Annotated in this window: 24 protein-coding genes; 21 read left to right on the top strand and 3 right to left on the bottom strand. The window is 71.3% G+C overall.

Annotated elements, in window-relative coordinates:
• Positions 1-98 precede the first annotated feature (98 nt).
• From pgsA to SVTN_RS06925, 16 genes are all read left to right on the top strand, one after another.
• Positions 99-761, top strand: a complete 663-nt coding sequence (gene pgsA / locus SVTN_RS07000) for a phosphatidylinositol phosphate synthase (RefSeq protein WP_041128276.1) — start codon at positions 99-101, stop codon at positions 759-761.
• Positions 758-1,672 (top strand): phosphatidylinositol mannoside acyltransferase, encoded by a 915-nt coding sequence (locus SVTN_RS06995; RefSeq protein ID WP_041128275.1) that lies wholly within the window; start codon positions 758-760, stop codon positions 1,670-1,672. The genes pgsA and SVTN_RS06995 overlap by 4 nt, the downstream gene beginning before the upstream one ends.
• The gene (locus SVTN_RS06990; RefSeq protein WP_041128274.1) at positions 1,669-2,823 is read left to right on the top strand and encodes a glycosyltransferase family 4 protein; all 1,155 of its coding nucleotides are present in this window, start codon (positions 1,669-1,671) and stop codon (positions 2,821-2,823) included. Before SVTN_RS06995 ends, SVTN_RS06990 begins: the two co-directional genes overlap by 4 nt.
• Before the next feature lie 519 nt (positions 2,824-3,342).
• Entirely contained in the window at positions 3,343-3,978 is a 636-nt protein-coding gene (locus SVTN_RS06985) for an MBL fold metallo-hydrolase (protein ID WP_041128273.1), read from the top strand.
• An 11-nt stretch (positions 3,979-3,989) separates the two neighbouring features.
• Positions 3,990-4,532, top strand: coding sequence for a LemA family protein (locus SVTN_RS06980; protein WP_041128272.1), 543 nt, complete (start codon positions 3,990-3,992; stop codon positions 4,530-4,532).
• 113 nt (positions 4,533-4,645) lie between these two features.
• Positions 4,646-5,560 (top strand): pyridoxal 5'-phosphate synthase lyase subunit PdxS, encoded by a 915-nt coding sequence (gene pdxS / locus SVTN_RS06975; RefSeq protein ID WP_041128271.1) that lies wholly within the window; start codon positions 4,646-4,648, stop codon positions 5,558-5,560.
• Between the two features lie 6 nt (positions 5,561-5,566).
• Positions 5,567-6,154, top strand: a complete 588-nt coding sequence (gene pdxT, locus SVTN_RS06970; protein WP_041128270.1) for a pyridoxal 5'-phosphate synthase glutaminase subunit PdxT — start codon at positions 5,567-5,569, stop codon at positions 6,152-6,154.
• 63 nt (positions 6,155-6,217) lie between these two features.
• Positions 6,218-6,970: a YebC/PmpR family DNA-binding transcriptional regulator gene (locus tag SVTN_RS06965; protein ID WP_041128269.1), complete on the top strand. Its 753-nt coding sequence runs from the start codon at positions 6,218-6,220 to the stop codon at positions 6,968-6,970.
• A 72-nt stretch (positions 6,971-7,042) separates the two neighbouring features.
• Entirely contained in the window at positions 7,043-7,606 is a 564-nt protein-coding gene (ruvC, locus tag SVTN_RS06960; RefSeq protein ID WP_041128268.1) for a crossover junction endodeoxyribonuclease RuvC, read from the top strand.
• Positions 7,603-8,232 carry a Holliday junction branch migration protein RuvA gene (gene ruvA / locus SVTN_RS06955; protein WP_041128267.1) on the top strand — a complete coding sequence of 210 codons (630 nt, stop codon included), beginning with the start codon at positions 7,603-7,605 and terminating at the stop codon, positions 8,230-8,232. Before ruvC ends, ruvA begins: the two co-directional genes overlap by 4 nt.
• A gap of 162 nt (positions 8,233-8,394) precedes the next feature.
• Positions 8,395-9,471 carry a Holliday junction branch migration DNA helicase RuvB gene (gene ruvB, locus SVTN_RS06950; RefSeq protein WP_041128266.1) on the top strand — a complete coding sequence of 359 codons (1,077 nt, stop codon included), beginning with the start codon at positions 8,395-8,397 and terminating at the stop codon, positions 9,469-9,471.
• Between the two features lie 165 nt (positions 9,472-9,636).
• The gene (gene yajC, locus SVTN_RS06945; RefSeq protein WP_041128265.1) at positions 9,637-10,110 is read left to right on the top strand and encodes a preprotein translocase subunit YajC; all 474 of its coding nucleotides are present in this window, start codon (positions 9,637-9,639) and stop codon (positions 10,108-10,110) included.
• A gap of 144 nt (positions 10,111-10,254) precedes the next feature.
• A complete protein-coding gene (gene secD / locus SVTN_RS06940; RefSeq protein ID WP_041128264.1) occupies positions 10,255-12,015 on the top strand; it encodes a protein translocase subunit SecD in 1,761 nt (586 codons plus the stop codon).
• 1 nt (position 12,016) lies between these two features.
• The gene (gene secF / locus SVTN_RS06935; RefSeq protein ID WP_041128263.1) at positions 12,017-13,087 is read left to right on the top strand and encodes a protein translocase subunit SecF; all 1,071 of its coding nucleotides are present in this window, start codon (positions 12,017-12,019) and stop codon (positions 13,085-13,087) included.
• Positions 13,084-13,635 carry an adenine phosphoribosyltransferase gene (locus tag SVTN_RS06930; protein ID WP_041128262.1) on the top strand — a complete coding sequence of 184 codons (552 nt, stop codon included), beginning with the start codon at positions 13,084-13,086 and terminating at the stop codon, positions 13,633-13,635. The genes secF and SVTN_RS06930 overlap by 4 nt, the downstream gene beginning before the upstream one ends.
• 201 nt (positions 13,636-13,836) lie before the next feature.
• Positions 13,837-16,299, top strand: coding sequence for a RelA/SpoT family protein (locus tag SVTN_RS06925; protein ID WP_041128261.1), 2,463 nt, complete (start codon positions 13,837-13,839; stop codon positions 16,297-16,299).
• Between the two features lie 85 nt (positions 16,300-16,384).
• Here the strand turns inward: SVTN_RS06925 and SVTN_RS06920 are convergent, their stop codons facing one another.
• Positions 16,385-17,614: a DUF349 domain-containing protein gene (locus tag SVTN_RS06920; RefSeq protein ID WP_041128260.1), complete on the bottom strand. Its 1,230-nt coding sequence runs from the start codon at positions 17,612-17,614 to the stop codon at positions 16,385-16,387.
• Positions 17,615-17,812: 198 nt separating this feature from the next.
• Positions 17,813-18,607: a peptidylprolyl isomerase gene (locus SVTN_RS06915; protein WP_041128259.1), complete on the bottom strand. Its 795-nt coding sequence runs from the start codon at positions 18,605-18,607 to the stop codon at positions 17,813-17,815.
• 163 nt (positions 18,608-18,770) lie between these two features.
• On the opposite strand from SVTN_RS06915, the gene SVTN_RS06910 reads away from it, so the two are divergent.
• From SVTN_RS06910 to rpsD, 5 genes are all read left to right on the top strand, one after another.
• Entirely contained in the window at positions 18,771-19,487 is a 717-nt protein-coding gene (locus tag SVTN_RS06910) for an MBL fold metallo-hydrolase (protein WP_041128258.1), read from the top strand.
• Positions 19,488-19,495: 8 nt separating this feature from the next.
• Positions 19,496-20,758, top strand: a complete 1,263-nt coding sequence (hisS, locus tag SVTN_RS06905; RefSeq protein WP_041133668.1) for a histidine--tRNA ligase — start codon at positions 19,496-19,498, stop codon at positions 20,756-20,758.
• A 151-nt stretch (positions 20,759-20,909) separates the two neighbouring features.
• The gene (locus SVTN_RS06900) at positions 20,910-21,536 is read left to right on the top strand and encodes a vitamin K epoxide reductase family protein (RefSeq protein ID WP_041128257.1); all 627 of its coding nucleotides are present in this window, start codon (positions 20,910-20,912) and stop codon (positions 21,534-21,536) included.
• 42 nt (positions 21,537-21,578) lie between these two features.
• Positions 21,579-22,934 (top strand): replication-associated recombination protein A, encoded by a 1,356-nt coding sequence (locus SVTN_RS06895; RefSeq protein ID WP_041128256.1) that lies wholly within the window; start codon positions 21,579-21,581, stop codon positions 22,932-22,934.
• 334 nt (positions 22,935-23,268) lie between these two features.
• The gene (rpsD, locus tag SVTN_RS06890; RefSeq protein WP_041128255.1) at positions 23,269-23,883 is read left to right on the top strand and encodes a 30S ribosomal protein S4; all 615 of its coding nucleotides are present in this window, start codon (positions 23,269-23,271) and stop codon (positions 23,881-23,883) included.
• A 34-nt stretch (positions 23,884-23,917) separates the two neighbouring features.
• Here the strand turns inward: rpsD and SVTN_RS06885 are convergent, their stop codons facing one another.
• The gene (locus SVTN_RS06885) at positions 23,918-26,125 is read right to left on the bottom strand and encodes an ATP-binding protein (RefSeq protein ID WP_041128254.1); all 2,208 of its coding nucleotides are present in this window, start codon (positions 26,123-26,125) and stop codon (positions 23,918-23,920) included.
• Positions 26,126-26,163: the final 38 nt, after the last annotated feature.

Below are 26,163 nucleotides of genomic sequence, written 5' to 3'. Positions count from 1 at the left end.
CGGGGCGGGTGCCCTCCGGTGCGCCGGGACGCGCGTGGCTACGATGGGTGAGCCGGTGGTCGTAGGGGCCGCGCGGCCCACCGAACCTCGGGAAGGCCATGCTGAACAAGTACGCGCGTGCCTTTTTCACGCGTGTCCTCACACCGTTCGCCGCGTTTCTGCTCCGCCGGGGCGTCAGCCCCGACGCGGTCACGCTCATCGGCACGGCGGGGGTGATGGCCGGTGCGCTGGTCTTCTTCCCCCGCGGAGAGTTCTTCTGGGGAACGATCGTCATCACCCTGTTCGTCTTCTCCGACCTCGTCGACGGCAACATGGCCCGGCAGGCGGGGATCTCCAGCCGGTGGGGAGCCTTCCTCGACTCGACGCTCGACCGGGTCGCCGACGGCGCGATCTTCGGCGGCTTCGCGCTCTGGTACGCCGGCAAGGGCGACGACAACATCCTGTGCGCCGTGGCGATCTTCTGCCTGGCGAGCGGCCAGGTCGTCTCGTACACCAAGGCCCGCGGCGAATCGATTGGCCTGCCCGTCGCCGTGAACGGCCTGGTCGAGCGCGCCGAGCGCCTGGTGATCTCGCTGGTCGCCGCCGGCCTCGCCGGACTCCACAAGTTCGGCGTCCCCGGGATCGAGGTCCTGCTCCCGATCGCCCTGTGGATCGTGGCCGTCGGCAGCGCCGTGACCCTGGGCCAGCGGGTCGTGACCGTGCGCCGGGAATCGGCCGAGGCGGACGCCGCCACGGCCGGGGGCGGCGGTGCGGCCTCGTGAGCACCCTGAAGGAACGCCTGAGCGACGGGCTGTACGGCGCCGGCTGGGCGACCGTGAAGAAGCTGCCGGAACCGGTGGCGACGGGCCTCGGCCGACGGATCGCCGACCTCGCGTGGAAGCGGCGCGGCAAGAGCGTCCTGCGGCTGGAGTCCAACCTCGCGCGCGTGGTGCCGGACGCCACGCCCGAGCGGCTCGCCGAGCTGTCGCAGGCCGGCATGCGCTCGTACATGCGGTACTGGATGGAGTCCTTCCGGCTGCCGACCTGGAGCAAGGAGCGGGTCGAGCGGTCCATCGACATCAAGGACCGCCACTACCTGGAGGAGGGCCTCGCCTCCGGGCGCGGGGTCATCCTCGCCCTGCCGCACCTGGCGAACTGGGACCTCGCGGGCGTGTGGGTGACCCGCTCGGTCGGCGTGCCGTTCACCACGGTCGCGGAGCGGCTCAAGCCGGAGTCCCTGTACGACCGGTTCGTCGCCTACCGCGAGTCCCTCGGCATGGAGGTCCTGCCGCACACCGGCGGCTCCGCCTTCGGCACCCTCGCACGGCGGCTGCGGGCCGGCGGCCTGGTCTGCCTCGTCGCCGACCGCGACCTGTCCGCCTCCGGCACCGAGGTCACGTTCTTCGGGGACACGGCACGGATGCCGGCGGGCCCGGCGATCCTCGCCCAGCAGACGGGCGCGCTGCTGCTGCCCGTGACGCTCTGGTACGACGACACGTCGGTCATGAAGGGGCAGATCCACGCACCGATCGACGTACCCGAGTCAGGTACGCGGGCCGAGAAGACGTCCGTGATGACACAGGCGCTCGCCGACGCGTTCGCCGGAGGCATCGCGGACCACCCGGAGGACTGGCACATGCTGCAACGACTGTGGCTCTCGGACCTGGACGAGCGGGAGGGACCGGGCGCGTGAAGATCGGGATCGTCTGCCCGTACTCCTGGGACGTGCCGGGCGGCGTCCAGTTCCACATCCGCGACCTCGCCGAGCACCTCATCCGGCTCGGCCACGAGGTCTCCGTCCTCGCCCCCGCCGACGACGACACGCCGCTCCCGCCGTACGTCGTCTCGGCCGGGAGGGCCGTTCCGGTCTCGTACAACGGCTCGGTGGCCCGGCTCAGCTTCGGCTTCCTCTCCGCCGCGCGGGTCCGCCGCTGGCTGCACGACGGCACCTTCGACGTCGTCCACATCCACGAGCCGACCTCGCCGTCGCTCGGACTGCTCACCTGCTGGGCGGCGCAGGGGCCGATCGTGGCCACCTTCCACACCTCGAACCCGCGCTCACGGGCCATGATCGCCGCGTATCCGATCCTCCAGCCCGCCCTGGAGAAGATCAGCGCCCGCATCGCGGTCAGCGAGTACGCGCGCCGGACGCTGGTGGAGCACCTGGGCGGCGACGCCGTCGTCATCCCCAACGGCGTCGACGTCGACTTCTTCGCCCGCGCCGAACCGAAGAAGGAGTGGCAGGGCGAGACGCTCGGCTTCATCGGCCGCATCGACGAGCCCCGCAAGGGCCTGCCCGTCCTCATGCGGGCCCTCCCGAAGATCCTCACCGAACGGCCGGGCGCCCGGCTGCTCGTGGCCGGACGCGGTGACGAGGAGGAGGCGGTCGCCTCGCTCCCGGCCGAGATGCGCTCGCGCGTCGAATTCCTCGGCATGGTCAGCGACGAGGACAAGGCGCGGCTGCTGCGCAGCGTCGACGTGTACGTGGCGCCCAACACCGGCGGCGAGAGCTTCGGCATCATCCTCGTCGAGGCCCTGTCGGCCGGCGCGCCGGTCCTCGCCTCCGACCTGGACGCCTTCGCGCAGGTCCTCGACCAGGGCGCGGCCGGCGAACTCTTCGCCAACGAGGACGCCGACGCGCTCGCGGACGCGGCGATCGCGCTCCTCGGGGACGCACCGCGCCGCAAGGAGCTCAGCGCCCGGGGCTCGGCCCATGTGCGGCGCTTCGACTGGGCGACGGTCGGGGCGGACATCCTCGCGGTGTACGAGACGGTGACGGACGGGGCGGCGGCGGTGGACACGGACGAACGAACGGGCGGCCTGCGAGCCCGCCTGGGCCTGTAGCCCCGAAGCCCGCCCGGCCCCCTGCACCCCACCCCCGCGCGAGCCCGCGCCTGGCTGGGCGGTGCTCTTCGCCGCCCGCCCGTGTGGGCCCGCACCCGGCTGGGTGGTGCCCCGCCTCCGTGTGGGCAATCGTCCCGCTGGGGCGGGACGGGTGGGCACACGGGACGGCGCCCTTCAGCGGCGCCTCCGCGTTCCGAGCCTGGACCCGCACCGCCAGCGCGCCGCACCGCACGTGCGGGTTCAGGCGCGGAAGCCTCGGGCGCCGGCAGGGCGCGGGCCCGTTGTGCCCACCCTCCCCCAAGCTCTCGGCTTCGCTCGAGCAGGGGGGACCCCCTTGCCCCAGCGGAACGATTGCCCACAACGGGGGCGGCACGAGGCGCCGGCAACGGGGCGGGCGCCGTACGGGTGGGCGCCGCCCCAGCGGAACGATTGCCCACAACGGGGGCGGCGGCGTCCGGGCGGGCATCGCCCTGGCGGAAACGATTGCCCACGACGGGGGCCGGCGGGCAGGGTGCCCGTATGGATGCGATCACCCGGCTCGACCTCGGGCACTTCACCCGCCCCGCCCACGAGTGGGAAGGACCCCACGCCCGCGTGGAGCCCGTTCTCGGGTATCTCGTGCGCCACGCGGGCGTGCGGCTGCTCTTCGACACCGGCATGGGGACCGGGTCCCCGGAGACCGACGCGCACTACCGACCCGTCCGGCACCCCCTGCCCGTAGGCCCGGCGGACGTCGACCTCGTCGTCAACTGCCACCTGCACTTCGATCACATCGGCGGCAACCAGCTCTTTCCCGCGACGCCCGTCCTCGTGCAGCGCAAGGAGCTCGCCGTCGCCCGCGCCGGCGGGTACACCATCGACTCGCTCCTGCCCGGCGTCCGGTACGAGGAGATCGACGGCGAGCACGAGATCGGGCCCGGCATCCGGATCGTGCCGACCCCCGGGCACACCGACGGCCACCAGTCGCTCGTCCTCGACCACGGCGACCGGATCACGGTCCTCGCGGGTCAGGCGTACGACTTCGCCCACGAGTTCGGGACCCCCTACCTGCCCTGGCTCGACCGGCTCGGCGAGCTCGCCGGCGGCCGCCCCGCGCGTGTCCTGTTCGCCCACGACCGTGACCTTTGGGAAGGTGTGCTGCCACCGCCCCGGTAGCCTGTGCGCCCGTGACCGAAACCCTGATCTGGACCGTCGTCGCGCTGATCCTCATCGGCGTCTATCTGAGCTGGACCGCCGGGCGGCTCGACCGGCTGCACTCCCGCATCGACGCCGCCCGCGCCGCCCTGGACGCGCAGCTCCTGCGCCGGGCCTCGGTCACCCAGGAGCTCGCCACCTCCGGCGTACTGGACCCAGCGGCCTCGATCGTCCTTTACGAGGCCGCGCACGCCGCCCGGCAGGCCGAGGAGGACCAGCGGGAGGTCGCCGAGAGCGAGCTGAGCCAGGCACTGCGGGCCGTCTTCGGCGAGCCCGAGCAGGTGGAGCTCGTACGGCAGGCGCCCGGCGGCGAGGAGGCCGCGGGCGAGCTCGCGCAGGCCGTCCGCCGCGTCCCGATGGCCCGCCGCTTCCACAACGACGCCGTCCGGGCGGCCCGCGCCCTGCGCCGCCACCGCAAGGTCCGCTGGTTCCGCCTCGCAGGCCACGCGCCCTTCCCGCTCGCCTTCGAAATGGACGACGAGCCGCCCGTCGCCCTTGCTGATCGTCCGACCTGACCCTCGTAACCTGGGAAAACGATCCACCGGGTCCACATTGGCCCTTGATGTGGACCGCAGGTGGCCTGTTTCCTCATCTTGTCGTCAACCCCGTTGTCACGAGTGAGGTATCCGTGTCCACCACGCCTTCCACCAGCTTCCAGTCCCCCGAGACCGGCACCGCGCGCGTGAAGCGCGGCATGGCCGAGCAGCTCAAGGGCGGCGTGATCATGGACGTGGTCAACGCCGAGCAGGCGAAGATCGCCGAGGACGCCGGCGCCGTGGCCGTCATGGCCCTGGAGCGGGTCCCCGCGGACATCCGCAAGGACGGCGGCGTCGCCCGCATGTCCGACCCGAACATGATCGAGGAGATCATCGGCGCGGTCTCCATCCCGGTCATGGCCAAGTCCCGCATCGGCCACTTCGTCGAGGCCCAGGTCCTGCAGTCCCTCGGCGTCGACTACATCGACGAGTCCGAGGTCCTGACCCCGGCCGACGAGATCAACCACTCCGACAAGTGGGCCTTCACGACCCCCTTCGTCTGTGGCGCCACCAACCTGGGCGAGGCCCTGCGCCGCATCGCCGAGGGCGCGGCCATGATCCGCTCCAAGGGCGAGGCCGGCACCGGCAACGTCGTCGAGGCCGTCCGTCACCTGCGCCAGATCAAGAACGAGATCGCCAAGCTGCGCGGCTTCGACAACAACGAGCTGTTCGCCGCGGCCAAGGAGCTGCGCGCCCCGTACGAGCTCGTCAAGGAGGTCGCCGAGCTCGGCAAGCTGCCGGTCGTGCTGTTCTCCGCCGGTGGTGTCGCCACCCCCGCCGACGCCGCGCTCATGCGCCAGCTCGGCGCCGAGGGCGTCTTCGTCGGCTCCGGCATCTTCAAGTCGGGCGACCCGGCCAAGCGCGCCGCCGCCATCGTGAAGGCCACCACCTTCTACGACGACCCGAAGGTCATCGCGGACGCCTCCCGCAACCTGGGCGAGGCCATGGTCGGCATCAACTGCGACACCCTCCCCGAGTCCGAGCGCTACGCGAACCGGGGCTGGTAAGCACCCATGAGCACGCCCGTAATCGGTGTCCTGGCCCTCCAGGGCGACGTACGGGAGCACCTGATCGCCCTGGCCGCGGCTGACGCCGTGGCCAGGCCGGTCCGGCGCCCCGAGGAGCTCGCCGAGGTCGACGGCCTGGTCATTCCCGGTGGCGAGTCCACCACCATCTCCAAGCTGGCCGTCCTCTTCGGCCTGATGGAGCCGCTGCGCGAGCGCATCGCCGCCGGCATGCCCGTGTACGGCACCTGCGCCGGTCTGATCATGCTCGCCGACAAGATCCTCGACCCGCGCTCGGGCCAGGAGACCTTCGGCGGCATCGACATGATCGTCCGCCGCAACGCCTTCGGGCGGCAGAACGAGTCCTTCGAGGCGGGCGTCACCGTGACGGGGATCGACTCCCCCGTCGAAGGCGTCTTCATCCGCGCCCCGTGGGTGGAGTCCGTCGGCGCCCAGGTCGAGGTGCTCGCCGAGCACGACGGCCACATCGTCGCCGTCCGCCAGGGCAAGGCCCTCGCGACCTCCTTCCACCCCGAACTCACCGGCGACCACCGCATCCACGAGCTGTTCGTGGACATGGTGCGCGCGGAACGGTGACACGATCCCGGTAGGATCTCTGGGGTTCGTTCAAGAAGTTGGTTACGCGAAGGAGACAGGCAGATGTCCGGCCACTCTAAATGGGCTACGACGAAGCACAAGAAGGCCGTGATCGACGCCAAGCGCGGCAAGCTCTTCGCGAAGCTGATCAAGAACATCGAGGTCGCGGCCCGCACCGGCGGTGCCGACCTGGACGGCAACCCGACGCTGTTCGACGCCGTCCAGAAGGCGAAGAAGAGCTCGGTTCCGAACAAGAACATCGACTCCGCGATCAAGCGCGGCGGCGGCCTCGAGGCCGGCGGCGTCGACTACGACACGATCATGTACGAGGGCTACGGCCCGAACGGTGTCGCGGTGCTCATCGAGTGCCTCACCGACAACCGCAACCGCGCCGCCTCCGACGTGCGCGTCGCCATGACCCGCAACGGCGGCTCCATGGCCGACCCGGGCTCGGTCTCGTACCTGTTCAACCGCAAGGGCGTCGTCGTGCTCCCCAAGGGCGAGCTGTCCGAGGACGACGTCCTCGAGGTCGTCCTCGACGCGGGCGCCGAGGAGGTCAACGACCTCGGTGAGAACTTCGAGGTCATCAGCGAGTCCACCGACCTGGTCGCGGTCCGCACCGCCCTCCAGACGGCCGGCATCGACTACGACTCGGCCGAGTCCCAGTTCGTCCCGACCATGCAGGTCGAGCTCGACGAGGAGGGCGCGCGCAAGATGTTCAAGCTGATCGACGCCCTGGAGGACAGCGACGACGTGCAGAACGTCTTCGCCAACTTCGACGTCAGCGACGAGGTCATGGAGAAGGTCGACGCCTGATCGCGGGCTTCTCGGCAGCGGATAGCCTGCAAACAGACTTGCGAACGGGCTTGTGATCAGGAAGGGGGCGGTGTGCGCGTACTGGGGGTGGACCCAGGGCTGACCCGGTGCGGTGTCGGCGTCGTCGAGGGTGTCGCCGGCCGGCCCCTGACCATGCTCGGGGTCGGTGTCGTCCGTACCGCCGCGGACGACGACATCGGCGTGCGGCTCGTCGGCATCGAGCGCGGCATAGAGGAGTGGATCGACCGCTTCTCGCCCGAACTCGTCGCCGTGGAGCGGGTGTTCAGTCAGCACAACGTCCGTACGGTGATGGGCACGGCCCAGGCCAGCGCGGTCGCCATGCTCTGCGCCTCCCGGCGCGGCATCCCCGTCGCCCTGCACACCCCCAGCGAGGTCAAGGCCGCCGTCACCGGCAGCGGCCGCGCCGACAAGGCCCAGGTCGGGGCCATGGTGACCCGGATCCTCCGGCTCTCCGCCCCGCCCAAGCCGGCCGACGCCGCCGACGCCCTCGCCCTCGCCATCTGCCACATCTGGCGGGCCCCCGCCCAGAACCGCCTGCAGCAGGCCGTCGCCCAGAACCGTCTCCAGCAGGCCGTCGCCCAGCACGCCTCCGCAGTGAAAGGCCGTACCCGATGATCGCCTTCGTGAGCGGCCCGGTCGCCGCCCTCGCCCCCACGACCGCCGTCGTCGAGGTCGGGGGCGTCGGCATGGCCGTCCAGTGCACCCCGAACACCATCGCAGGCCTGCGCCTCGGTGAGCATGCCCGGCTCGCCACCTCCCTCGTCGTCCGCGAGGACTCCCTCACCCTGTACGGCTTCGCCGACGACGACGAGCGGCAGGTCTTCGAGCTCCTCCAGACCGCCAGCGGCGTCGGCCCCCGCCTCGCCCAGGCCATGCTCGGGGTGCACAGCCCCGACGCGCTGCGCCTCGCCGTCTCCACCGGCGACGAGAAGGCCCTCACCGCCGTCCCCGGCATCGGCAAGAAGGGCGCCCAGAAACTCCTCCTCGAACTGAAGGACAAGCTCGGCGCCCCGCTGGGCAGCAGCGGACTCGTCGGCGCACAGCGTGCGGCCACGGGCCCCGCCCCCTGGACGGAGCAGCTCCTGTCGGCGCTGATCGGCCTCGGCTACGCGAGCCGCGAGGCGGAGGAGGCGGTGGCGGCGGTGACGCCGCAGGCCGAGGAGTCGATCGCCGGAGGCGGCTCGGCGCCGGTCCCGCAGCTCCTGAGAGCCGCCCTCCAGACCCTGAACCGAGCCCGCTGACGGGCCCGGCTCCGCGGGGCTTGTTCCCCCGCCCCTTCCCGAACGGGGGCCGGGGGCCTGCCCCCGTTCGGGAAGGGGCGGGGTGGGGAAGAAGCCCCGCGCGGCGGCCGCCCCTCCCGCACCCACCGACCACCCGCACCACCACCGAGATAGGCAGACCACGTGAACTGGGACGACGAGACGGAGACCGGGGCCGCGCGCCTCGTCGGTGCCTCCGCCGAGGGCGACGACCAGGCCGTCGAGGCGGCCCTGCGGCCCAAGGACCTCAGCGAGTTCGTCGGCCAGGAGAAGGTCCGCCAGCAGCTCGACCTCGTCCTCAAGGCCGCCCGCCAGCGCGGCGCCACCGCCGACCACGTCCTGCTCTCCGGCGCCCCCGGCCTCGGCAAGACCACCCTGTCGATGATCATCGCGGCCGAGATGGGCGCGCCGATCCGCATCACCTCCGGCCCCGCCATCCAGCACGCCGGCGACCTCGCCGCGATCCTCTCCTCCCTCCAGGAGGGCGAGATCCTCTTCCTCGACGAGATCCACCGCATGTCCCGGCCCGCCGAGGAGATGCTCTACATGGCGATGGAGGACTTCCGCGTCGACGTCATCGTCGGCAAGGGCCCCGGCGCCACCGCCATCCCGCTGGAACTGCCGCCGTTCACCCTGGTCGGCGCCACCACCCGGGCGGGACTCCTGCCGCCGCCGCTGCGCGACCGCTTCGGCTTCACCGCGCACATGGAGTTCTACGACCCGGCCGAGCTCCAGCGCGTCATCCACCGCTCCGCCGGACTCCTCGACGTGGAGATCGACCCCGCCGGCGCCGCCGAGATCGCCGGCCGCTCCCGCGGCACCCCCCGCATCGCCAACCGCCTGCTGCGCCGGGTCCGGGACTACGCCCAGGTCAGGGCCGACGGAGTGATCACCCGCGCCATCTCCGAGGCGGCCCTGAGCGTGTACGAGGTGGACAGCCGCGGCCTCGACCGGCTCGACCGCGCCGTCCTGGAGGCCCTGCTCAAGCTCTTCGGCGGCGGACCGGTCGGCCTGTCCACCCTCGCCGTCGCCGTCGGAGAGGAGCGCGAGACCGTCGAGGAGGTCGCCGAACCCTTCCTCGTACGCGAAGGTCTGCTGGCCCGCACACCCCGTGGCCGGGTCGCCACTCCGGCGGCATGGACGCACCTCGGACTCGTTCCGCCGCAGGCAGCGGGCCCGGCGGCGACACCAAGCGGACAACAGGGGCTCTTCGGGGCGTGACGGTGCTGACACTCGCCCGGACCGGAACCAGGGTGCGATGCTGGACGTTGTTCCATCGATGCGGACTCGCCTAGACTCCGCCGTTGCCGCCCTTTCTGGTCGGCGCGCCCACCCCCGAAGATCAGGCCGCGGGTTCTCCGCGACCGTGCGAAGGAAACCCGTCCCGTGAGCATCGTGACTCTCCTCCCCTTCATCGTCCTCATCGGGGCCATGTTCCTGATGACCCGCTCTGCCAAGAAGAAGCAGCAGGCGGCGGCGCAGATGCGCAACGAGATGCAGCCCGGCACCGGCGTACGGACGATCGGGGGGATGTACGCCACGGTCAAGGAGATCGGCGACGAGACCGTTCTCCTCGAGGTCGCGCCCGGCGTGCACGCGGTCTACGCGAAGAACGCGATCGGCGCGGTCCTCGACGACTCCGAGTACAACCGGATCGTCCACGGCGACGACGAGGAGTCGGACTCCGACACCGTCGTCCCGGACGACGCCTCCTCGCTGACCGAGGCCGTCGAGGCCACGGACGCGGAGACCGTCGAGGACGCGCCGAAGGCCGACCTGACGAAGAAGTCGGACGCGGCCGAGGCCGCCGCCGAGGGTCAGAAGGACGGCAAGGCCGACGGCGAGACCGACGCGAAGTAGTCGCGGCCGGGGACCGCGCGCACGCCCACCGGCGAGCGCGGTCCCCGGAACGGTTCCACGTCTGCGGGGGCAGGTCCCCACACACACTTCGTGGCCGTCTCACGCACACCCGGCGTGAGGCGGTTGGACAGGGAGATACGACAGGTGGCAGCACCGAAGAAGGGCCGAAGGCCGGCGGGGGGACAGAGCCGTCCGGGCCGCGCCCTGGCACTCATCCTGATCGCCATGGTCGCGCTCACCGGCGGGATGTTCTGGTCGGGGCACACCACCCCGCGCCTCGGCATCGACCTCGCCGGCGGTACGTCGATCACGCTCAAGGCGAAGGCCGAGCCCGGCCAGGAGTCGGCGGTCAACGAGACCAACATGAACACGGCGGTCGGCATCATCGAGCGCCGTGTCAACGGTCTGGGTGTCTCCGAGGCCGAGGTTCAGACGCAGGGCGCCGAGAACATCATCGTCAACATCCCTCGCGGGACGAACGAGAAGCAGGCCCGCGAGCAGGTCGGCACCACCGCCCAGCTCTACTTCCGGCCCGTCCTCGCCGTCGCGGCCGCCACGCCGCAGACGGCGCCGAGCGCCACGCCCTCCGGCAAGCCCTCGGGTTCGCCGAAGCCGTCCGCCTCGGCCTCCTCCGGCACGACGGTGGGTGAGAAGTCGGCGACCCCGACGGCCACCGCCTCCCCGCAGGGCCGTGCGCTCACCGAGGCCCTCAAGGCCCCGAGCCCCACGCCCACGGCGAGCTCCTCCGCGAAGCCGAAGGCCACCGGGACCCCGCAGGCGACCCCGAAGCCCGACCCCGCCACCGCGGCGCTCCAGCAGAAGTTCGCCACGCTGAACTGCCTCGACCCCAAGGCGCGCACCGCCGCCGGCCAGGGCGTCAAGTCGACCGAGCCCACCGTGGCCTGCGGCAAGAACGCGATCGGCCAGTGGGAGAAGTACCTCCTCGGCCCGGCCGAGGTGGACGGCAAGGACGTCGACAAGGCCAAGGCCGGCCTGGACCAGCGGACCGGCCAGTGGATCGTGGACATGGAGTTCACGGACGCCGGCTCGAAGAAGTTCCAGTCGATCACCAGCAAGCTGTCGCAGCAGGCCGAGCCGCAGAACCAGTTCGCGATCGTCCTGGACGGCGAGGTCGTCTCCGCGCCCCGCGTCCAGACCACGCTGAGCGCCAGCGCCCAGATCTCCGGCAGCTTCACCCAGCAGTCCGCCCAGGACCTCGGCAACGTCCTGTCCTACGGCGCCCTGCCGCTCGCCTTCCAGACCCAGAGCGTCGACACCGTCACCGCCGCGCTCGGCGGGGACCAGCTGCAGGCCGGCCTCATCGCCGGCGCCATCGGTCTCGGCCTGGTCATCATCTACCTGGTCGCCTACTACCGCGGCCTGTCGCTGATCGCCATCCTCAGCCTCGGCGTCTCCGCGCTCCTCACCTATGTGCTCATGGCCCTGCTCGGCCCGGCCATCGGCTTCGCGCTGAACCTGCCGGCCGTCTGCGGCGCCATCGTCGCCATCGGCATCACCGCGGACTCGTTCATCGTCTACTTCGAGCGCATCCGCGACGAGCTCCGCGAGGGCCGTACGCTCCGCCCGGCCGTCGAGCGAGCCTGGCCGCGCGCCCGCCGCACGATCCTGGTCTCCGACTTCGTGTCGTTCCTGGCCGCGGCCGTGCTGTTCATCGTGACCGTCGGCAAGGTCCAGGGCTTCGCGTTCACGCTCGGCCTGACCACCCTGCTCGACATCGTCGTGGTGTTCCTCTTCACCAAGCCGGTCATGACGCTGCTCGCCCGGACCAAGTTCTTCGGCAACGGTCACGCCTGGTCCGGTCTGGACCCGAAGCGCCTCGGCGCCAAGCCGCCGCTGCGCCGCACCCGCCGTACCCACGCCCCCGTCGACACGAAGGAGGCGTGAGATGTCGAAGCTCGGCAATCTCGGCGCCCGGCTCCACCGCGGTGAGGTCGGTTACGACTTCATCGGCAAGCGCAAGATCTGGTATGGCCTGTCCATCCTGATCACGATCACCGCCATCGTCGCCCTGGCCGTCCGCGGCCTCAACATGGGCATCGAGTTCCAGGGCGGTGCCGTCTTCACCACCCCGAAGACGGACGTCTCCGTCAGCCAGGCCCAGACGTACGCGGAAGAGGCCTCCGGCCACGACGCGATCGTCCAGCAGCTCGGCAACGGTTCCCTGCGCATCCAGGTCGGCGGCCTCGACACCGACAAGTCCGACCAGGTCCGCGCGGAGCTCGCCAAGGACCTGAACGTCCCCGAGAGCAAGATCGCGGCCGAGCTCGTCGGCCCCAGCTGGGGCGAGCAGATCGCCACCAAGGCCTGGACCGGCCTCGGGGTCTTCATGATCCTCGTGGTGATCTACCTGGCCATCGCCTTCGAGTGGAGAATGGCGGTCGCGGCACTCGTCGCCCTCATCCACGACCTCACGATCACGGTGGGCATCTACTCCCTGGTCGGCTTCGAGGTCACCGTCGGCACGGTCATCGGTCTGCTGACGATCCTCGGCTACTCGCTGTACGACACCGTCGTCGTCTTCGACTCCCTCAAGGAGCAGACGAAGGACATCACGAAGCAGACCCGCTACACCTACAGCGAGCTGGCCAACCGCTCGATCAACGGCACCCTGGTCCGTTCGATCAACACCACCGTCGTCGCGCTGCTGCCGGTCGCCGGCCTGCTCTTCATCGGTGGCGGCGTCCTCGGCGCCGGCATGCTCAACGACATCTCGCTGTCGCTGTTCGTGGGCCTCGCCGCGGGTGCGTACTCCTCGATCTTCATCGCCACCCCGCTCGTGGCGGACCTCAAGGAGCGCGAGCCCTCGATCAAGGCGCTCAGGAAGCGCGTCCTGGCCAAGCGCGCCAGCGCCGCCGCCAAGGGCGAGTCGCTGGACGCGGCGGACGACCTGTCCTCCGAGGCCGCCGTCGTGGGCCCCCGGGCCGGCCGTCGCGGCACCCAGGAGCACCGAGGATGACCGCCGAGGCCCAGGACGTCACCGAGCTCCTGCTCAGCCGCATCCGTGACGTCCCCGACTACCCGAAGCCGGGCGTGCTGTTCAAGGACATCACGCCGCTGCTCGCGGACCCGGCGGCGTTCACGGCCCTCACCGACGCCCTCGCCGCGCTGTGCTCCGCGCACGGCGCGACGAAGATCGTCGGCCTGGAGGCCCGCGGCTTCATCCTGGCCGCCCCGGTGGCCGTCCGCGCGGGCCTGGGCTTCGTCCCCGTCCGCAAGGCCGGCAAGCTCCCCGGGGCGACGCTCAGCCAGGCGTACGAGCTGGAGTACGGCACCGCCGAGATCGAGGTGCACGCCGAGGACCTGGCCGCGGGCGACCGCGTCATGGTCATCGACGACGTCCTCGCCACCGGCGGCACGGCCGAGGCCTCCATCGAGCTCATCCGCCGCGCGGGCGCCGAGGTCGCGGGTGTCGCCGTCCTCATGGAGCTCGGTTTCCTCCCGGGCCGCGCCCGGCTCGAACCGGCTCTGGGCGGTGCTCCGCTCACGGCGCTGATCACGGTCTGACATCGGGGTTCACCCCGATCGGGGCGCTCCGGGGAATCCCCGGGGCGCCCTTCCGCGTTCTCCTGAACACCCCCCGGCCGCACGGCGCTGCCCCTCCGGGAGCGGTCCGAAACCCGGGCACGTGAGCACAGCCACTCTTGGCTCGATACCATGGCCTTTCCGGGCCTGACCGGGGGACCCGGAACCGCACGAGGAGCGCTCTTGCCAGACGAGGCCCAGTCACTCTCCGCCGCGCAGCCCGACCCGAAGGCCGAAAAGGCCGCGCCGGGGACCGGCACGCCCCAGAACAAGCCAGCGGAGACCAGGCCCACGCCTGCTGCGCCCGTCCCCGCGCCCCCCGCCCCCGAGCGGCCCGCGCCCGCCCGCTCCGGCGGCTCGTCCAACCGCGTCCGCGCCCGCCTCGCCCGGCTCGGCGTCCAGCGCTCCTCCCCGTACAACCCGGTCCTCGAACCGCTGCTGCGGATCGTCCGCTCCAACGACCCCAAGATCGAGACGGCGACGCTCCGCCAGATCGAGCGGGCCTACCAGGTCGCCGAGCGCTGGCACCGCGGCCAGAAGCGCAAGAGCGGCGACCCGTACATCACGCACCCGCTCGCCGTCACCACCATCCTCGCCGAGCTCGGCATGGACCCGGCGACCCTGATGGCCGGGCTCCTCCACGACACCGTCGAGGACACCGAGTACGGCCTCGAGGACCTGCGCCGCGACTTCGGCGACCAGGTCACGCTCCTCGTCGACGGCGTCACCAAGCTCGACAAGGTCAGGTTCGGCGAGGCCGCGCAGGCCGAGACCGTCCGCAAGATGGTCGTCGCCATGGCCAAGGACCCGCGCGTCCTGGTCATCAAGCTCGCCGACCGCCTGCACAACATGCGCACCATGCGCTACCTCAAGCGGGAGAAGCAGGAGAAGAAGGCCCGCGAGACCCTCGAGATCTACGCGCCCCTGGCCCACCGCCTGGGCATGAACACCATCAAGTGGGAGCTGGAGGACCTCGCCTTCGCGATCCTCTACCCCAAGATGTACGACGAGATCGTCCGGCTCGTCGCCGAGCGCGCCCCCAAGCGGGACGAGTACCTCGCCATAGTGACCGACGAGGTCCAGGCCGACCTGCGCGCCGCCCGCATCAAGGCCACCGTCACCGGCCGCCCCAAGCACTACTACAGCGTCTACCAGAAGATGATCGTCCGCGGCCGTGACTTCGCGGAGATCTACGACCTGGTCGGCATCCGCGTGCTCGTGGACACCGTCCGCGACTGCTACGCGGCCCTCGGCACCGTCCACGCGCGATGGAACCCGGTCCCCGGCCGGTTCAAGGACTACATCGCGATGCCGAAGTTCAACATGTACCAGTCGCTGCACACGACGGTCATCGGACCCAACGGCAAGCCCGTCGAGTTGCAGATCCGGACCTTCGACATGCACCGGCGTGCCGAGTACGGCATCGCCGCGCACTGGAAGTACAAGCAGGAGGCCGTCGCCGGCGCCTCCAAGGTCCGTGCCGACGTGCCGAAGAAGGCCGGCAAGGACGACCACCTCAACGACATGGCGTGGCTGCGCCAGCTCCTCGACTGGCAGAAGGAGACCGAGGACCCCTCGGAGTTCCTGGAGTCGCTGCGCTTCGACCTCTCCCGCAACGAGGTCTTCGTCTTCACACCGAAGGGCGACGTCATCGCGCTGCCCGCCGGCGCCACCCCCGTCGACTTCTCGTACGCGGTCCACACCGAGGTCGGCCACCGCACGATAGGGGCGCGGGTCAACGGGCGGCTCGTACCGCTCGAATCGACCCTCGACAACGGCGACCTGGTCGAGGTCTTCACCTCCAAGGCAGCCGGCGCCGGGCCCTCCCGCGACTGGCTGGGCTTCGTCAAGTCCCCGCGCGCCCGCAACAAGATCCGCGCCTGGTTCTCCAAGGAGCGCCGCGACGAGGCCATCGAGCAGGGCAAGGACGCCATCGCGCGGGCCATGCGCAAGCAGAACCTGCCGATCCAGCGGATCCTGACCGGCGACTCCCTCGTCACCCTCGCCCACGAGCTGCGCTACACCGACATCTCCTCGCTGTACGCGGCGATCGGCGAGGGCCACGTCACCGCCCAGTCCATCGTGCAGAAGCTGGTCCAGGCGCTCGGCGGCGAGGAGGCCGCCGTCGCCGACATCGAGGAGGTCGCCCCGCCGACCCGAGGCCGCTCCAAGCGCCGCTCCAGCGCCGACCCCGGTGTCGTCGTCAAGGGCGTCGAGGACGTCTGGGTGAAGCTGGCCCGCTGCTGCACGCCCGTGCCCGGCGACCCGATCATCGGATTCGTCACCCGGGGCAGTGGCGTATCGGTTCACCGCAGCGACTGCGTCAACGTGGATTCGCTGTCCCGGGAGCCGGAGCGGATCCTGGAGGTCGAGTGGGCCCCGACCCAGTCCTCGGTCTTCCTCGTCGCCATCCAGGTCGAGGCCCTGGACCGCTCCCGGCTCCTCTCGGACGTCACCCGGGTCCTCTCGGACCAGCACGTCAACATCCTCTCGGCGGCCGTCCAGACCTCCCGCGACCGGGTGGCCACCTCCCGCTTCACCTTCGAGATGGGCGACCCGAAGCACCTGGGCCACGTCCTGAAGGCCGTACGGGGCGTGGAGGGCGTCTACGACGTCTACCGCGTGACCTCGGCCCGTCGGCCGTAGCGCCCGTCGGCCGTAGCGCCGTACGCACGAGGAAGGCCCCCGGCGCGATGCCGGGGGCCTTCCTCGTACCGAAACAGCCACGGCGTCAGCCGCCGAACTCCTCCAGGCCCTTCAGCGCCTGGTCGAGCAGGGCCTGACGGCCCTCCAGCTCACGCGACAGCTTGTCGGCCTTGGCGTCGTTGCCGGCGGCGCGGGCCGCGTCGATCTGCTTGCGCAGCTTCTCCACGGCGTCCTGGAGCTGACCGGTCAGACCCGCGGCACGCGCACGCGCCTCCGGGTTCGTCCGGCGCCACTCGGCCTCCTCGGCCTCCTGGATCGCCCGCTCCACCGTGTGCATCCGGCCCTCGACCTTGGGACGGGCGTCACGCGGGACGTGGCCGATGGCCTCCCAGCGCTCGTTGAGGGAACGGAAGGCCGCACGCGCCGCCTTCAGGTCCGTCACCGGCACCAGCTTCTCGGCCTCGGCCGCGAGCTCCTCCTTCAGCTTGAGGTTCTCGGTCTGCTCCGCGTCCCGCTCGGCGAAGACCTCGCCGCGCGCCGCGAAGAAGACGTCCTGGGCGCCGCGGAAGCGGTTCCACAGGTCGTCCTCGTGCTCGCGCTGGGCGCGGCCGGCCGCCTTCCACTCCGCCATCAGCTCGCGGTAGCGGGCCGCCGTGTTGCCCCAGTCGGTGGAGTTCGACAGCGACTCCGCCTCGGCGACCAGACGCTCCTTCGCCTTGCGGGCGTCCTCGCGCTGGGCGTCGAGCGACGCGAAGTGCGCCTTGCGGCGCTTCGAGAACGCCGAGCGGGCGTGCGAAAAGCGGTGCCACAGCTCGTCGTCGGACTTGCGGTCGAGCCGGGGGAGGCCCTTCCAGGTGTCCACGAGCGCCCGCAGCCGCTCGCCCGCGGAGCGCCACTGCTCGCTCTGGGCCAGCTCCTCGGCCTCGGCGACGAGCTTCTCCTTGGCGGTGCGCGCCTCGTCGGTCTGCTTGGCCTTCTGGGCCTTGCGCTCCTCGCGGCGCGAGTCGACCGTCTCGACGAGCTTGTCCAGGCGGGTCGCGAGCGCCGCCAGGTCGCCGACGGCGTGGTGCTCGTCGACCTGCTTGCGGATGTGCTCGATCGCCGCGGTGGCGTCCTTCGCCGAGAGGTCGGTGGTCCTCACCCGCTTCTCGAGGAGGCCGATCTCGACAACCAAGCCCTCGTACTTGCGCTCGAAGTAGGCCAGGGCCTCCTCAGGGGTGCCGGCCTGCCACGATCCGACGACCTTCTCACCCTCGGCCGTCCGCACGTACACGGTGCCCGTCTCGTCGACGCGGCCCCACGGGTCGCTGCTCACAGCGCCTCCTCACCATGATGCCGTCACGGGGTCGTACCCCCGGGCATCGTCCACAGTTTCCCGGCGGGCCTCGCCCGCCATCGCAGCGCGGCCGACGGCCCACGCTGCACAACGCCAATCTAGGCGAACCGCGGCCCGGCTGTCCGCACTCAGCGCGACCCAGATTCCACGGTCACGCGTGCGTGCGGACGAGCGGGCTCACTTCTTGGTGACGGTCGCCTTCTCGATGGTGACGGGCTTCTTCGGAGCGCCGTCCGTGGCGCCGCCCTCGACACCGGCCTTCGCCACCTCCTGGACCGCCTTCAGGCCGGCCGCGTCGATCTTCCCGAAGGGGGTGTAGCTCGGCGGCAGCTTCGTGTCCTTGTAGACGAGGAAGAACTGCGAGCCGCCGGTGCCCGGCTGCCCGGTGTTGGCCATGGCGACCGTGCCGGCCGGGAAGGTCACCGCGCCGTCCGCGCCCGCCTTGCCGAGGGCGGTCAGGTTCTCGTCGGGGATCGTGTAGCCGGGGCCGCCGGTGCCGTCGCCCTTGGGGTCGCCGCACTGGAGCACGTAGATGCCCTGGGTCGTGAGGCGGTGGCACTTGGTCCCGTCGAAGTACTTCTTGTCGGCGAGGTGCTTGAAGGAGTTCACCGTGTGCGGGGTCTTCCCCGCGTCCATGGTGATCGTGATCTCGCCCTCGTTGGTCTTCAGGGCCATGGCGTACGTGGCCTTCTGGTCCACGGTCAGCTTCGGCTCCGGGCTCGACGACTCGCTCTCCGTGGGCGCCGGGGTGGTGGGCGTGTCGCCCGCCGCGCTGTCCGAGCCCTTCGAGGAGTCGCCCGTCAGCGCCACGGAGGCGTACACGGCGCCGCCCGCGGCCAGCACCACCGCGAGGGCGGCCGCGATGACGGTGTTGCGGCGCTTCGCCTTGCGCCGGTTCTCCTCCCGCCGCTGCTGCTGCCGCGCGTACTTCTCCCTGGCAAGCTGCCGCCGTCGCTGATCGCTGGTGACCACCGGGTCCGCTCCTGTCGCTCGGTTGTTCCTGTCCTGGCCGGATGTGCCCGTACCGTATACGGGTTGGCTGTGGAACCGGCACCGCCGGTAGGCTCTGATCTGCCGCATTCCGTGTTTTCTACGAGTTCCGCGCCCCCGTGCCGGACGACACCTAAGGACGAACGTGCTGATTGCCGGGTTCCCCGCCGGGGCCTGGGGGACCAACTGCTATCTGGTCGCCCCCGCCGCAGGCGAGGAGTGCGTGATCATCGACCCGGGCCACCAGGCCGCCCAGGGGGTCGAGGAGACGCTGAAGAAGCATCGGCTCAAGCCCGTCGCCGTCGTCCTCACCCATGGACACATCGACCATGTCGCCTCCGTCGTTCCGGTGTGCGGCGCCCATGACGTCCCCGCGTGGATCCACCCGTCCGACCGCTACATGATGAGCGACCCGGAGAAGGCCATCGGCCGCTCCATCGGGATGCCCCTCATGGGCGAGCTGACCGTGGGAGAGCCCGACGACGTGCGCGAGCTCACCGACGGCGCCCGGCTGAAGCTCGCCGGTCTGGAGTTCTCCGTCGCCCACGCGCCCGGTCATACCAAGGGGTCGGTGACCTTCCAGATGCCCGAGACCACGGAGATCCCCTCCGTGTTCTTCTCCGGGGATCTGCTGTTCGCCGGCTCCATCGGACGCACCGACCTTCCCGGCGGTGACATGGACGAGATGCTCGCGTCGCTGGCCCGCGTGTGCCTGCCGCTCGACAACTCGACCGTGGTCCTGTCGGGACACGGTCCCCAGACGACCATCGGCCAGGAGCGCGCCACGAACCCCTATCTGCGAGAAGTGGCGGCTGGCCGCCACAGGGGCAGTAGCACGGACGCTCCCCGACGAGGAATGTGACGACTTTCGTGAGCACCTTCAAGGCCCCCAAGGGCACGTACGACCTGATCCCGCCCTACTCCGCCAAGTACCTGGCGGTCCGGGACGCGATCTCCGGACCGCTGCGCAAGTCCGGATACGGCTACGTCGAGACCCCCGGCTTCGAGGACGTGAACCTCTTCGCCCGCGGCGTCGGCGAGTCCACCGACATCGTGACCAAGGAGATGTACGCCTTCGAGACCAAGGGCGGCGACAAGCTCGCCCTGCGTCCCGAGGGCACCGCCTCCGTGCTGCGCGCCGCTCTGGAGGCGAACCTCCACAAGCAGGGCAACCTGCCGGTCAAGCTCTGGTACTCCGGCTCGTACTACCGCTACGAGCGCCCGCAGAAGGGCCGCTACAGGCACTTCTCCCAGGTCGGTGCCGAGGCGATCGGCGCCGAGGACCCGGCGCTCGACGCCGAGCTGATCATCCTGGCCGACGAGGCCTACCGCTCGCTGGGCCTGCGGAACTTCCGCATCCTGCTCAACTCGCTCGGCGACAAGGAGTGCCGCCCCGTCTACCGGGAGGCCCTCCAGACCTTCCTGCGCGGCCTCGACCTCGACGAGGAGACCCTGCGCCGCGCCGAGATCAACCCGCTGCGCGTCCTCGACGACAAGCGGGCCGACGTCCAGAAGCAGCTGGTCGACGCGCCGCTCCTGCGCGACTACCTGTGCGACGCGTGCAAGGCGTACCACGAGGAGGTGCGCGCCCTGATCACCGCGGCGGGCGTCGTCTTCGAGGACGACCCGAAGCTGGTGCGCGGCCTGGACTACTACACCCGCACCACCTTCGAGTTCGTCCACGACGGTCTCGGCTCGCAGTCGGCGGTCGGCGGCGGCGGCCGCTACGACGGCCTCTCCGAGATGATCGGCGGCCCCGCGCTGCCGTCGGTGGGCTGGGCCCTCGGCGTGGACCGCACGGTCCTCGCCCTGGAGGCGGAGGGCGTCGAGCTCGACATCCCCGCCGCCACCAGCGTCTTCGCCGTGGCCATCGGCGAGGAGGCCCGCCGCCTCCTCTTCGGCAAGGTCACCGAGCTCCGCAGGGCCGGCGTCGCCGCCGACTTCTCCTTCGGCGGCAAGGGCCTCAAGGGCGCCATGAAGGACGCCAACCGCTCCGGTGCCCGCCTCGCCGTCGTCGCCGGTGAGCGCGACCTCGCCGAGGGCGTCGTGCAGCTCAAGGACATGGAGTCCGGCGAGCAGCAGGCCGTCGCCGTCGACGAGCTCGTGGACGCCGTACGGGCCAAGCTGGCCTGATCCGCCGTACGGAAGGGCCCGGACCGCACCCTGGTCCGGGCCCTTCCTCATCCCGCGCGAACGGCCTTATCCCGCGCGAACGGCCCGGCGACAGGTCCGTGTTGCAGAATGACCGTGCCCACAAGGCCGGTCGAGCGAGGGAAAAGGTGACATGGCGAAGGCAGCGGTGGACGAGGTCGGCTCCGGCCGGGACGGCGGCGGCACGATCGGGGCGAGCCGGGCCTTCTCCTGGCTCCTCGTGATCACCGGAGCGGCCGGACTGCTCGCCGCCTGGGTCATCACCATCGACAAGTTCAAGCTGCTCGAAGACCCCAATTTCACGCCGGGCTGCAGCCTCAACCCGATCGTCTCCTGCGGCAACATCATGAAGAGCGAGCAGGCCTCGGTCTTCGGCTTCCCGAACCCGATGCTCGGCCTCGTCACGTACGCCATGGTGATCGCGATCGGCGTCGGCCTGCTCGCCGGCGCCCGCTACCGCCGCTGGTACTGGCTCGGCCTCAACGCCGGCACCCTCTTCGGCGTCGGCTTCTGCACCTGGCTGATGTACCAGTCGCTGTACGAGATCAACTCGCTCTGCCTGTGGTGCTGCCTCGCCTGGGTCGCCACCATCGTCATGTTCTGGTACGTGACCTCGCACAACGTGCGCCACGGCGTGATCCCCGCCCCCGGCGGCCTGAAGACCTTCTTCGACGAGTTCACCTGGATCCTGCCGGTCCTGCACATCGGGATCATCGGCATGCTGATCCTGACCCGCTGGTGGGACTTCTGGACCGGCTGAGCCGGGGCGGCCCTGTCAGTGCCCTGACTTAGGCTTCATGACGTGGAGCCCGACCTCTTTACCGCAGCAGCCGAAGACCGCCAGGAGAAGGACCCGGCCAGCAGCCCGCTGGCCGTCCGGATGCGCCCCCGCACCCTCGAAGAGGTGGTGGGCCAGCAGCACCTGCTCAAGCCCGGATCGCCGCTGCGCCGACTCGTCGGGGACGGCGACGGCGGCCCCGCCGGCGCCTCCTCGGTGATCCTCTGGGGCCCGCCGGGGATCGGGAAGACGACCCTCGCGTACGTCGTCTCGAAGGCCACGAACAAGCGCTTCGTGGAGCTGTCCGCGATCACCGCCGGCGTCAAGGAGGTCCGGGCCGTCATCGACGGCGCCCGGCGCGCGGTGGGCGGCTTCGGCAAGGAGACCGTCCTCTTCCTCGACGAGATCCACCGCTTCTCCAAGGCCCAGCAGGACTCGCTCCTGCCGGCCGTCGAGAACCGCTGGGTGACGCTGATCGCCGCCACCACCGAGAACCCCTACTTCTCCGTCATCTCCCCGCTCCTCTCCCGCTCCCTGCTCCTCACCCTGGAGCCGCTCACCGACGAGGACCTGAAGGGCCTGATGGCCCGGGCGCTCACCGGCGAGCGGGGGCTCGGCGGGGCCGTGACCCTGCCGGAGGACGCCGAGGCGCACCTCCTGCGCGTCGCCGGCGGCGACGCCCGGCGGGCCCTGACCGCCCTGGAGGCCGCGGCGGGCGCGGCGATCGCCAAGGGCGAGCAGGAGATCACCCTCCAGACCGTCGAGGAGACCGTCGACCGCGCGGCCGTGAGGTACGACCGGGACGGCGACCAGCACTACGACGTGGCCAGCGCGCTCATCAAGTCGATCCGCGGCTCGGACGTGGACGCGGCCCTGCACTACCTGGCGCGGATGATCGAGGCGGGGGAGGACCCGCGCTTCATCGCCCGCCGCCTGATGATCTCCGCGAGCGAGGACATCGGCCTCGCCGATCCCAATGCCCTGCCGATCGCCGTCGCCGCCGCCCAGGCCGTCGCCATGATCGGCTTCCCCGAGGCCGCCCTCACCCTGAGCCACGCCACCATCGCCCTGGCCCTCGCCCCGAAGTCGAACACGGCGACGACCGCGATCGGCGCCGCCCTCGCCGACGTACGGGGCGGCCTCGCGGGCCCGGTCCCCCCGCACCTGCGCGACGGCCACTACAAGGGCGCCGCCAAACTCGGCCACGCCCAGGGGTACGTGTACCCCCACGACGTACCGGGCGGCATCGCGGCCCAGCAGTACGCCCCGGACGCGATCCACGGCCGCCGGTACTACGAGCCCACGCGCCACGGAGCGGAGGCGAGATACGCGGACGTGGTGGAGCGCGTACGGGCCCGTCTGAAGGGCGAGGGGATCTAGGGCCCGTCCGACCCGGTACACTGGTGCGGATCGCTGCGTCCCGTGTCCGACTCCGGTCGGAACCACCAGAACGGGACAGTCAGCCGGAGACCTGGCCCTCGGGCGGGGTTTCCAGGAGCGTCGCGCACCTTCGAAGGTGTCGCGGGCCACCCATCACCACCCGGATTCCCGGGAGCGGCGATGGGTCGTTCGCGTGCTGCACGTATGTGCCCAGACCTGGGAGCGGCTGCCCGCCACGTCCGTCCCGTACGGACCAGACGGGTTTCCCGGGCTGCGGATGCGACCTCCCCTAACCCTGGTGAAGCCGTATTCGTACAGATAGAGAGGTTGGTTCATGGCGAACCAGTCCCGTCCCAAGGTCAAGAAGTCGCGTGCCCTCGGCATCGCGCTGACCCCGAAGGCCGTCAAGTACTTCGAGGCCCGCCCCTACCCGCCGGGCGAGCACGGCCGTGGCCGCAAGCAGAACTCGGACTACAAGGTCCGTCTGCTCGAGAAGCAGCGTCTGCGCGCCCAGTACGACATCAGCGAGCGCCAGATGGCGCGCGCCTACGACCGCGCCAAGAAGGCCGAGGGCAAGACGGGCGAGGCGCTGGTCGTCGAGCTCGAGCGTCGCCTCGACGCCCTGGTCCTGCGTTCGGGCATCGCCCGCACCATCTACCAGGCCCGCCAGATGGTCGTGCACGGTCACATCCAGGTCAACGGTGGCAAGGTCGACAAGCCGTCGTTCCGTGTCCGTCCGGACGACGTCGTCATGGTCCGCGAGCGCAGCCGCAACAAGCCGCTGTTCGAGATGGCCCGTGAGGGTGGCTTCGCCGCCGACGGCGAGACCCCGCGCTACCTGCAGGTCAACCTGAAGGCCCTGGCCTTCCGCCTCGACCGCGACCCGAACCGCAAGGAAATCCCGGTCATCTGCGACGAGCAGCTGGTCGTCGAGTACTACGCCCGCTGATCTCAGTACAGGCGTAGTACCACCCCTGCGGTGTTCAGCCCGCCGCTTCCCCGCCCTTTCCGGTGGGGGAGCCGGCGGGCTTCCGCGTTCCCGGGACCGCCGCGGACCGGGCCGTACGGAAGGGACGCGGGGCCGTCGCGTCCGCCGCGCCGCCGACGGCCGGATCCCGGCGCCCGGCGAGCGCGCGCTCCACGACCGCGTCGAGCGGGAGGTGCCGCCCCTCCTGGACCGCGACGTCGAACGCCTCCGCGCCCAGCGCCTCCGACGCCCGCTGCGCGCACAGCGCCCTCGGCCCGTCGAACGCCGCCGAGCCGAAGAGGCGGATGCCCACCGTGTCCCACACCGGCACCACGGCCCCCTGGAGGAGCGCCGCCTCCGCCGGGTCCCCCTCGCTCACCGTCACGAGCGCGAGCAGCTCGATCGCCAGGACGAGCCCCACCAGGTCGCGGAAGGTGTGGTTGATCGAGACGCACTCGGTGAGCAGCTCCCGCGCCTCCCCGTACGCCTCCCGGGTCCACGCCGAGAACGCCAGGACGTAGAGGGCGTACGCCCGGGTCCAGAGCTCCCCGCGCTCCTCGCAGACCTCCCGGACCTCCCGGCAGATCGCGACCGCCCCCTCCAGGTCGCCCCGGAAGGCCCGCGTCATCGCCACCTCGACCTGCCCCATCAGCACATTGCTGTTGAGCTCGCCGAGCTCCCGGTAGGAGTCCAGCGCCCGCCCGATCAGCGACTCGGCCCGCGGCAGATCGTCCGACAGCAGCGCCAGACAGCCCATCCGGTGCGTCGCGTACGCCTCCGCCAGCGCGTTCCGCGAGGACCGGGCCCGCTCCCCGCACTCGTGGAGCGCCGCCACCGCCGCCGTACCGTCCCCCTGCAGGACCGCCACGTACCCGAGCACCCACAGCGCCTTGAGCCGCGCCTCCTCGTGCCCCGACTCCAGCGCGACCGCCCGCTCCAGCCAGTGCCGGCCCTCCGAAAGCCGCCCGCAGCCCACCCAGGCGAACCAGAGCGTGCCCGCCAGGTGCTGGGCGAGGTGCGCGTCCTCCGGGAATTCGAGGCACACGTCGAGCGCCGCCCGCAGATTGGGCAGCGCCACGTCCGTACGGGCCGCCACCTCCGCCTGGCGCGGACTGAACCACTCCAGCTCGCACCAGGTGGCCAGACCCATGTACCAGTCGCGGTGCCGCCGCCGCATCCGCTCCGTGTCGCCGAGCGCCGCCAGCCACTCCGCCCCGTACGCGGCGACCGTGTCCAGAAGCCGGTACGAAGGACCCGCGGGCGTGTCCTCCCGCGACACGAGCGACTGCGCGAGCAGACCCCCGAGGTGGTCGAGGACCCGCTCCGGCGGCAGCTCCGGGCCCCCGCACACGTACTCCACCGCCTCCAGGTCGAAGGGGCCGGCGAACACCGAGAGCCGTGCCCAGAGCAGCCGCTCCTCCGGGGTGCACAGCTCGTGGCTCCAGCCGATCGCGGTGCGCAGCGTCTGATGGCGGGGAAGCGCCCCGCGCTCGCCGTCCGCTAGGAGACGGAAGCGGTCGTCGAGACGGTGCAGCATCTGCTCGACCGAGAGGAGCGGGAGGCGGCTGGCCGCGAGTTCCAGGGCGAGCGGAATGCCGTCGAGGCGCCGGCACAGCTCCCGTACGGCCGCCGTGCCGGGCTCCGGGGCCACGACCGTCCCCGTGCCCGTCCCCGTACCCGTACCTGCGAAGTCCGGCGCGCCCGCCTCCGCCGCCCGCTCGGCGAGGAGCGCCACCGCGTCCGCCTCGTCCATCGGTGCCAGCGGGAACACCGCCTCGCCCGCCACCCGCAGCGGCCGCCGGCCGACCGCGAGCACGGTGAGACCGGGCGCACGGGCCAGGAGCTCCCGCACCAGCGGCGCGCAGCTCTCCACCAGGTGCTCGAAACCGTCGATCACCAGCAGCATCCGCCGCTCCGCCAGGTGCTCCAGCAGCACCTCGCGCGGGGCCCTCGGCGTGTGGTCGGTCAGACCGAGCGCCTCGACCAGGGCGTACGCCACCAGATCCGGGTCGCGCAGCGGCGCGAGCTCGGCGAGCCTGACCCCCTCGCCGTAGCGTTTCTGCGCTCCCGCGGCAGCCCGCAGCGCAAGCCGTGTCTTGCCGACCCCGCCGACGCCCACGACCGTGACCAGGCGGGATGTCTCGAGGAGCGCCGTCAGTGCGGCCTCCTCGGCGGTCCGTCCGACGAACCGGTTCAGCTCCGCCGGGAGATTGCTCCGTCGCATGGGACACGGAGCGTACTCACCCGCGCGCACTCCGTACA

The sequence above is a fragment of the Streptomyces vietnamensis genome (assembly GCF_000830005.1).
Taxonomy (GTDB): domain Bacteria; phylum Actinomycetota; class Actinomycetes; order Streptomycetales; family Streptomycetaceae; genus Streptomyces; species Streptomyces vietnamensis.
Note: the sequence above shows the minus strand (reverse complement) of the source record. Positions and strands in the feature narration are given on the sequence as shown.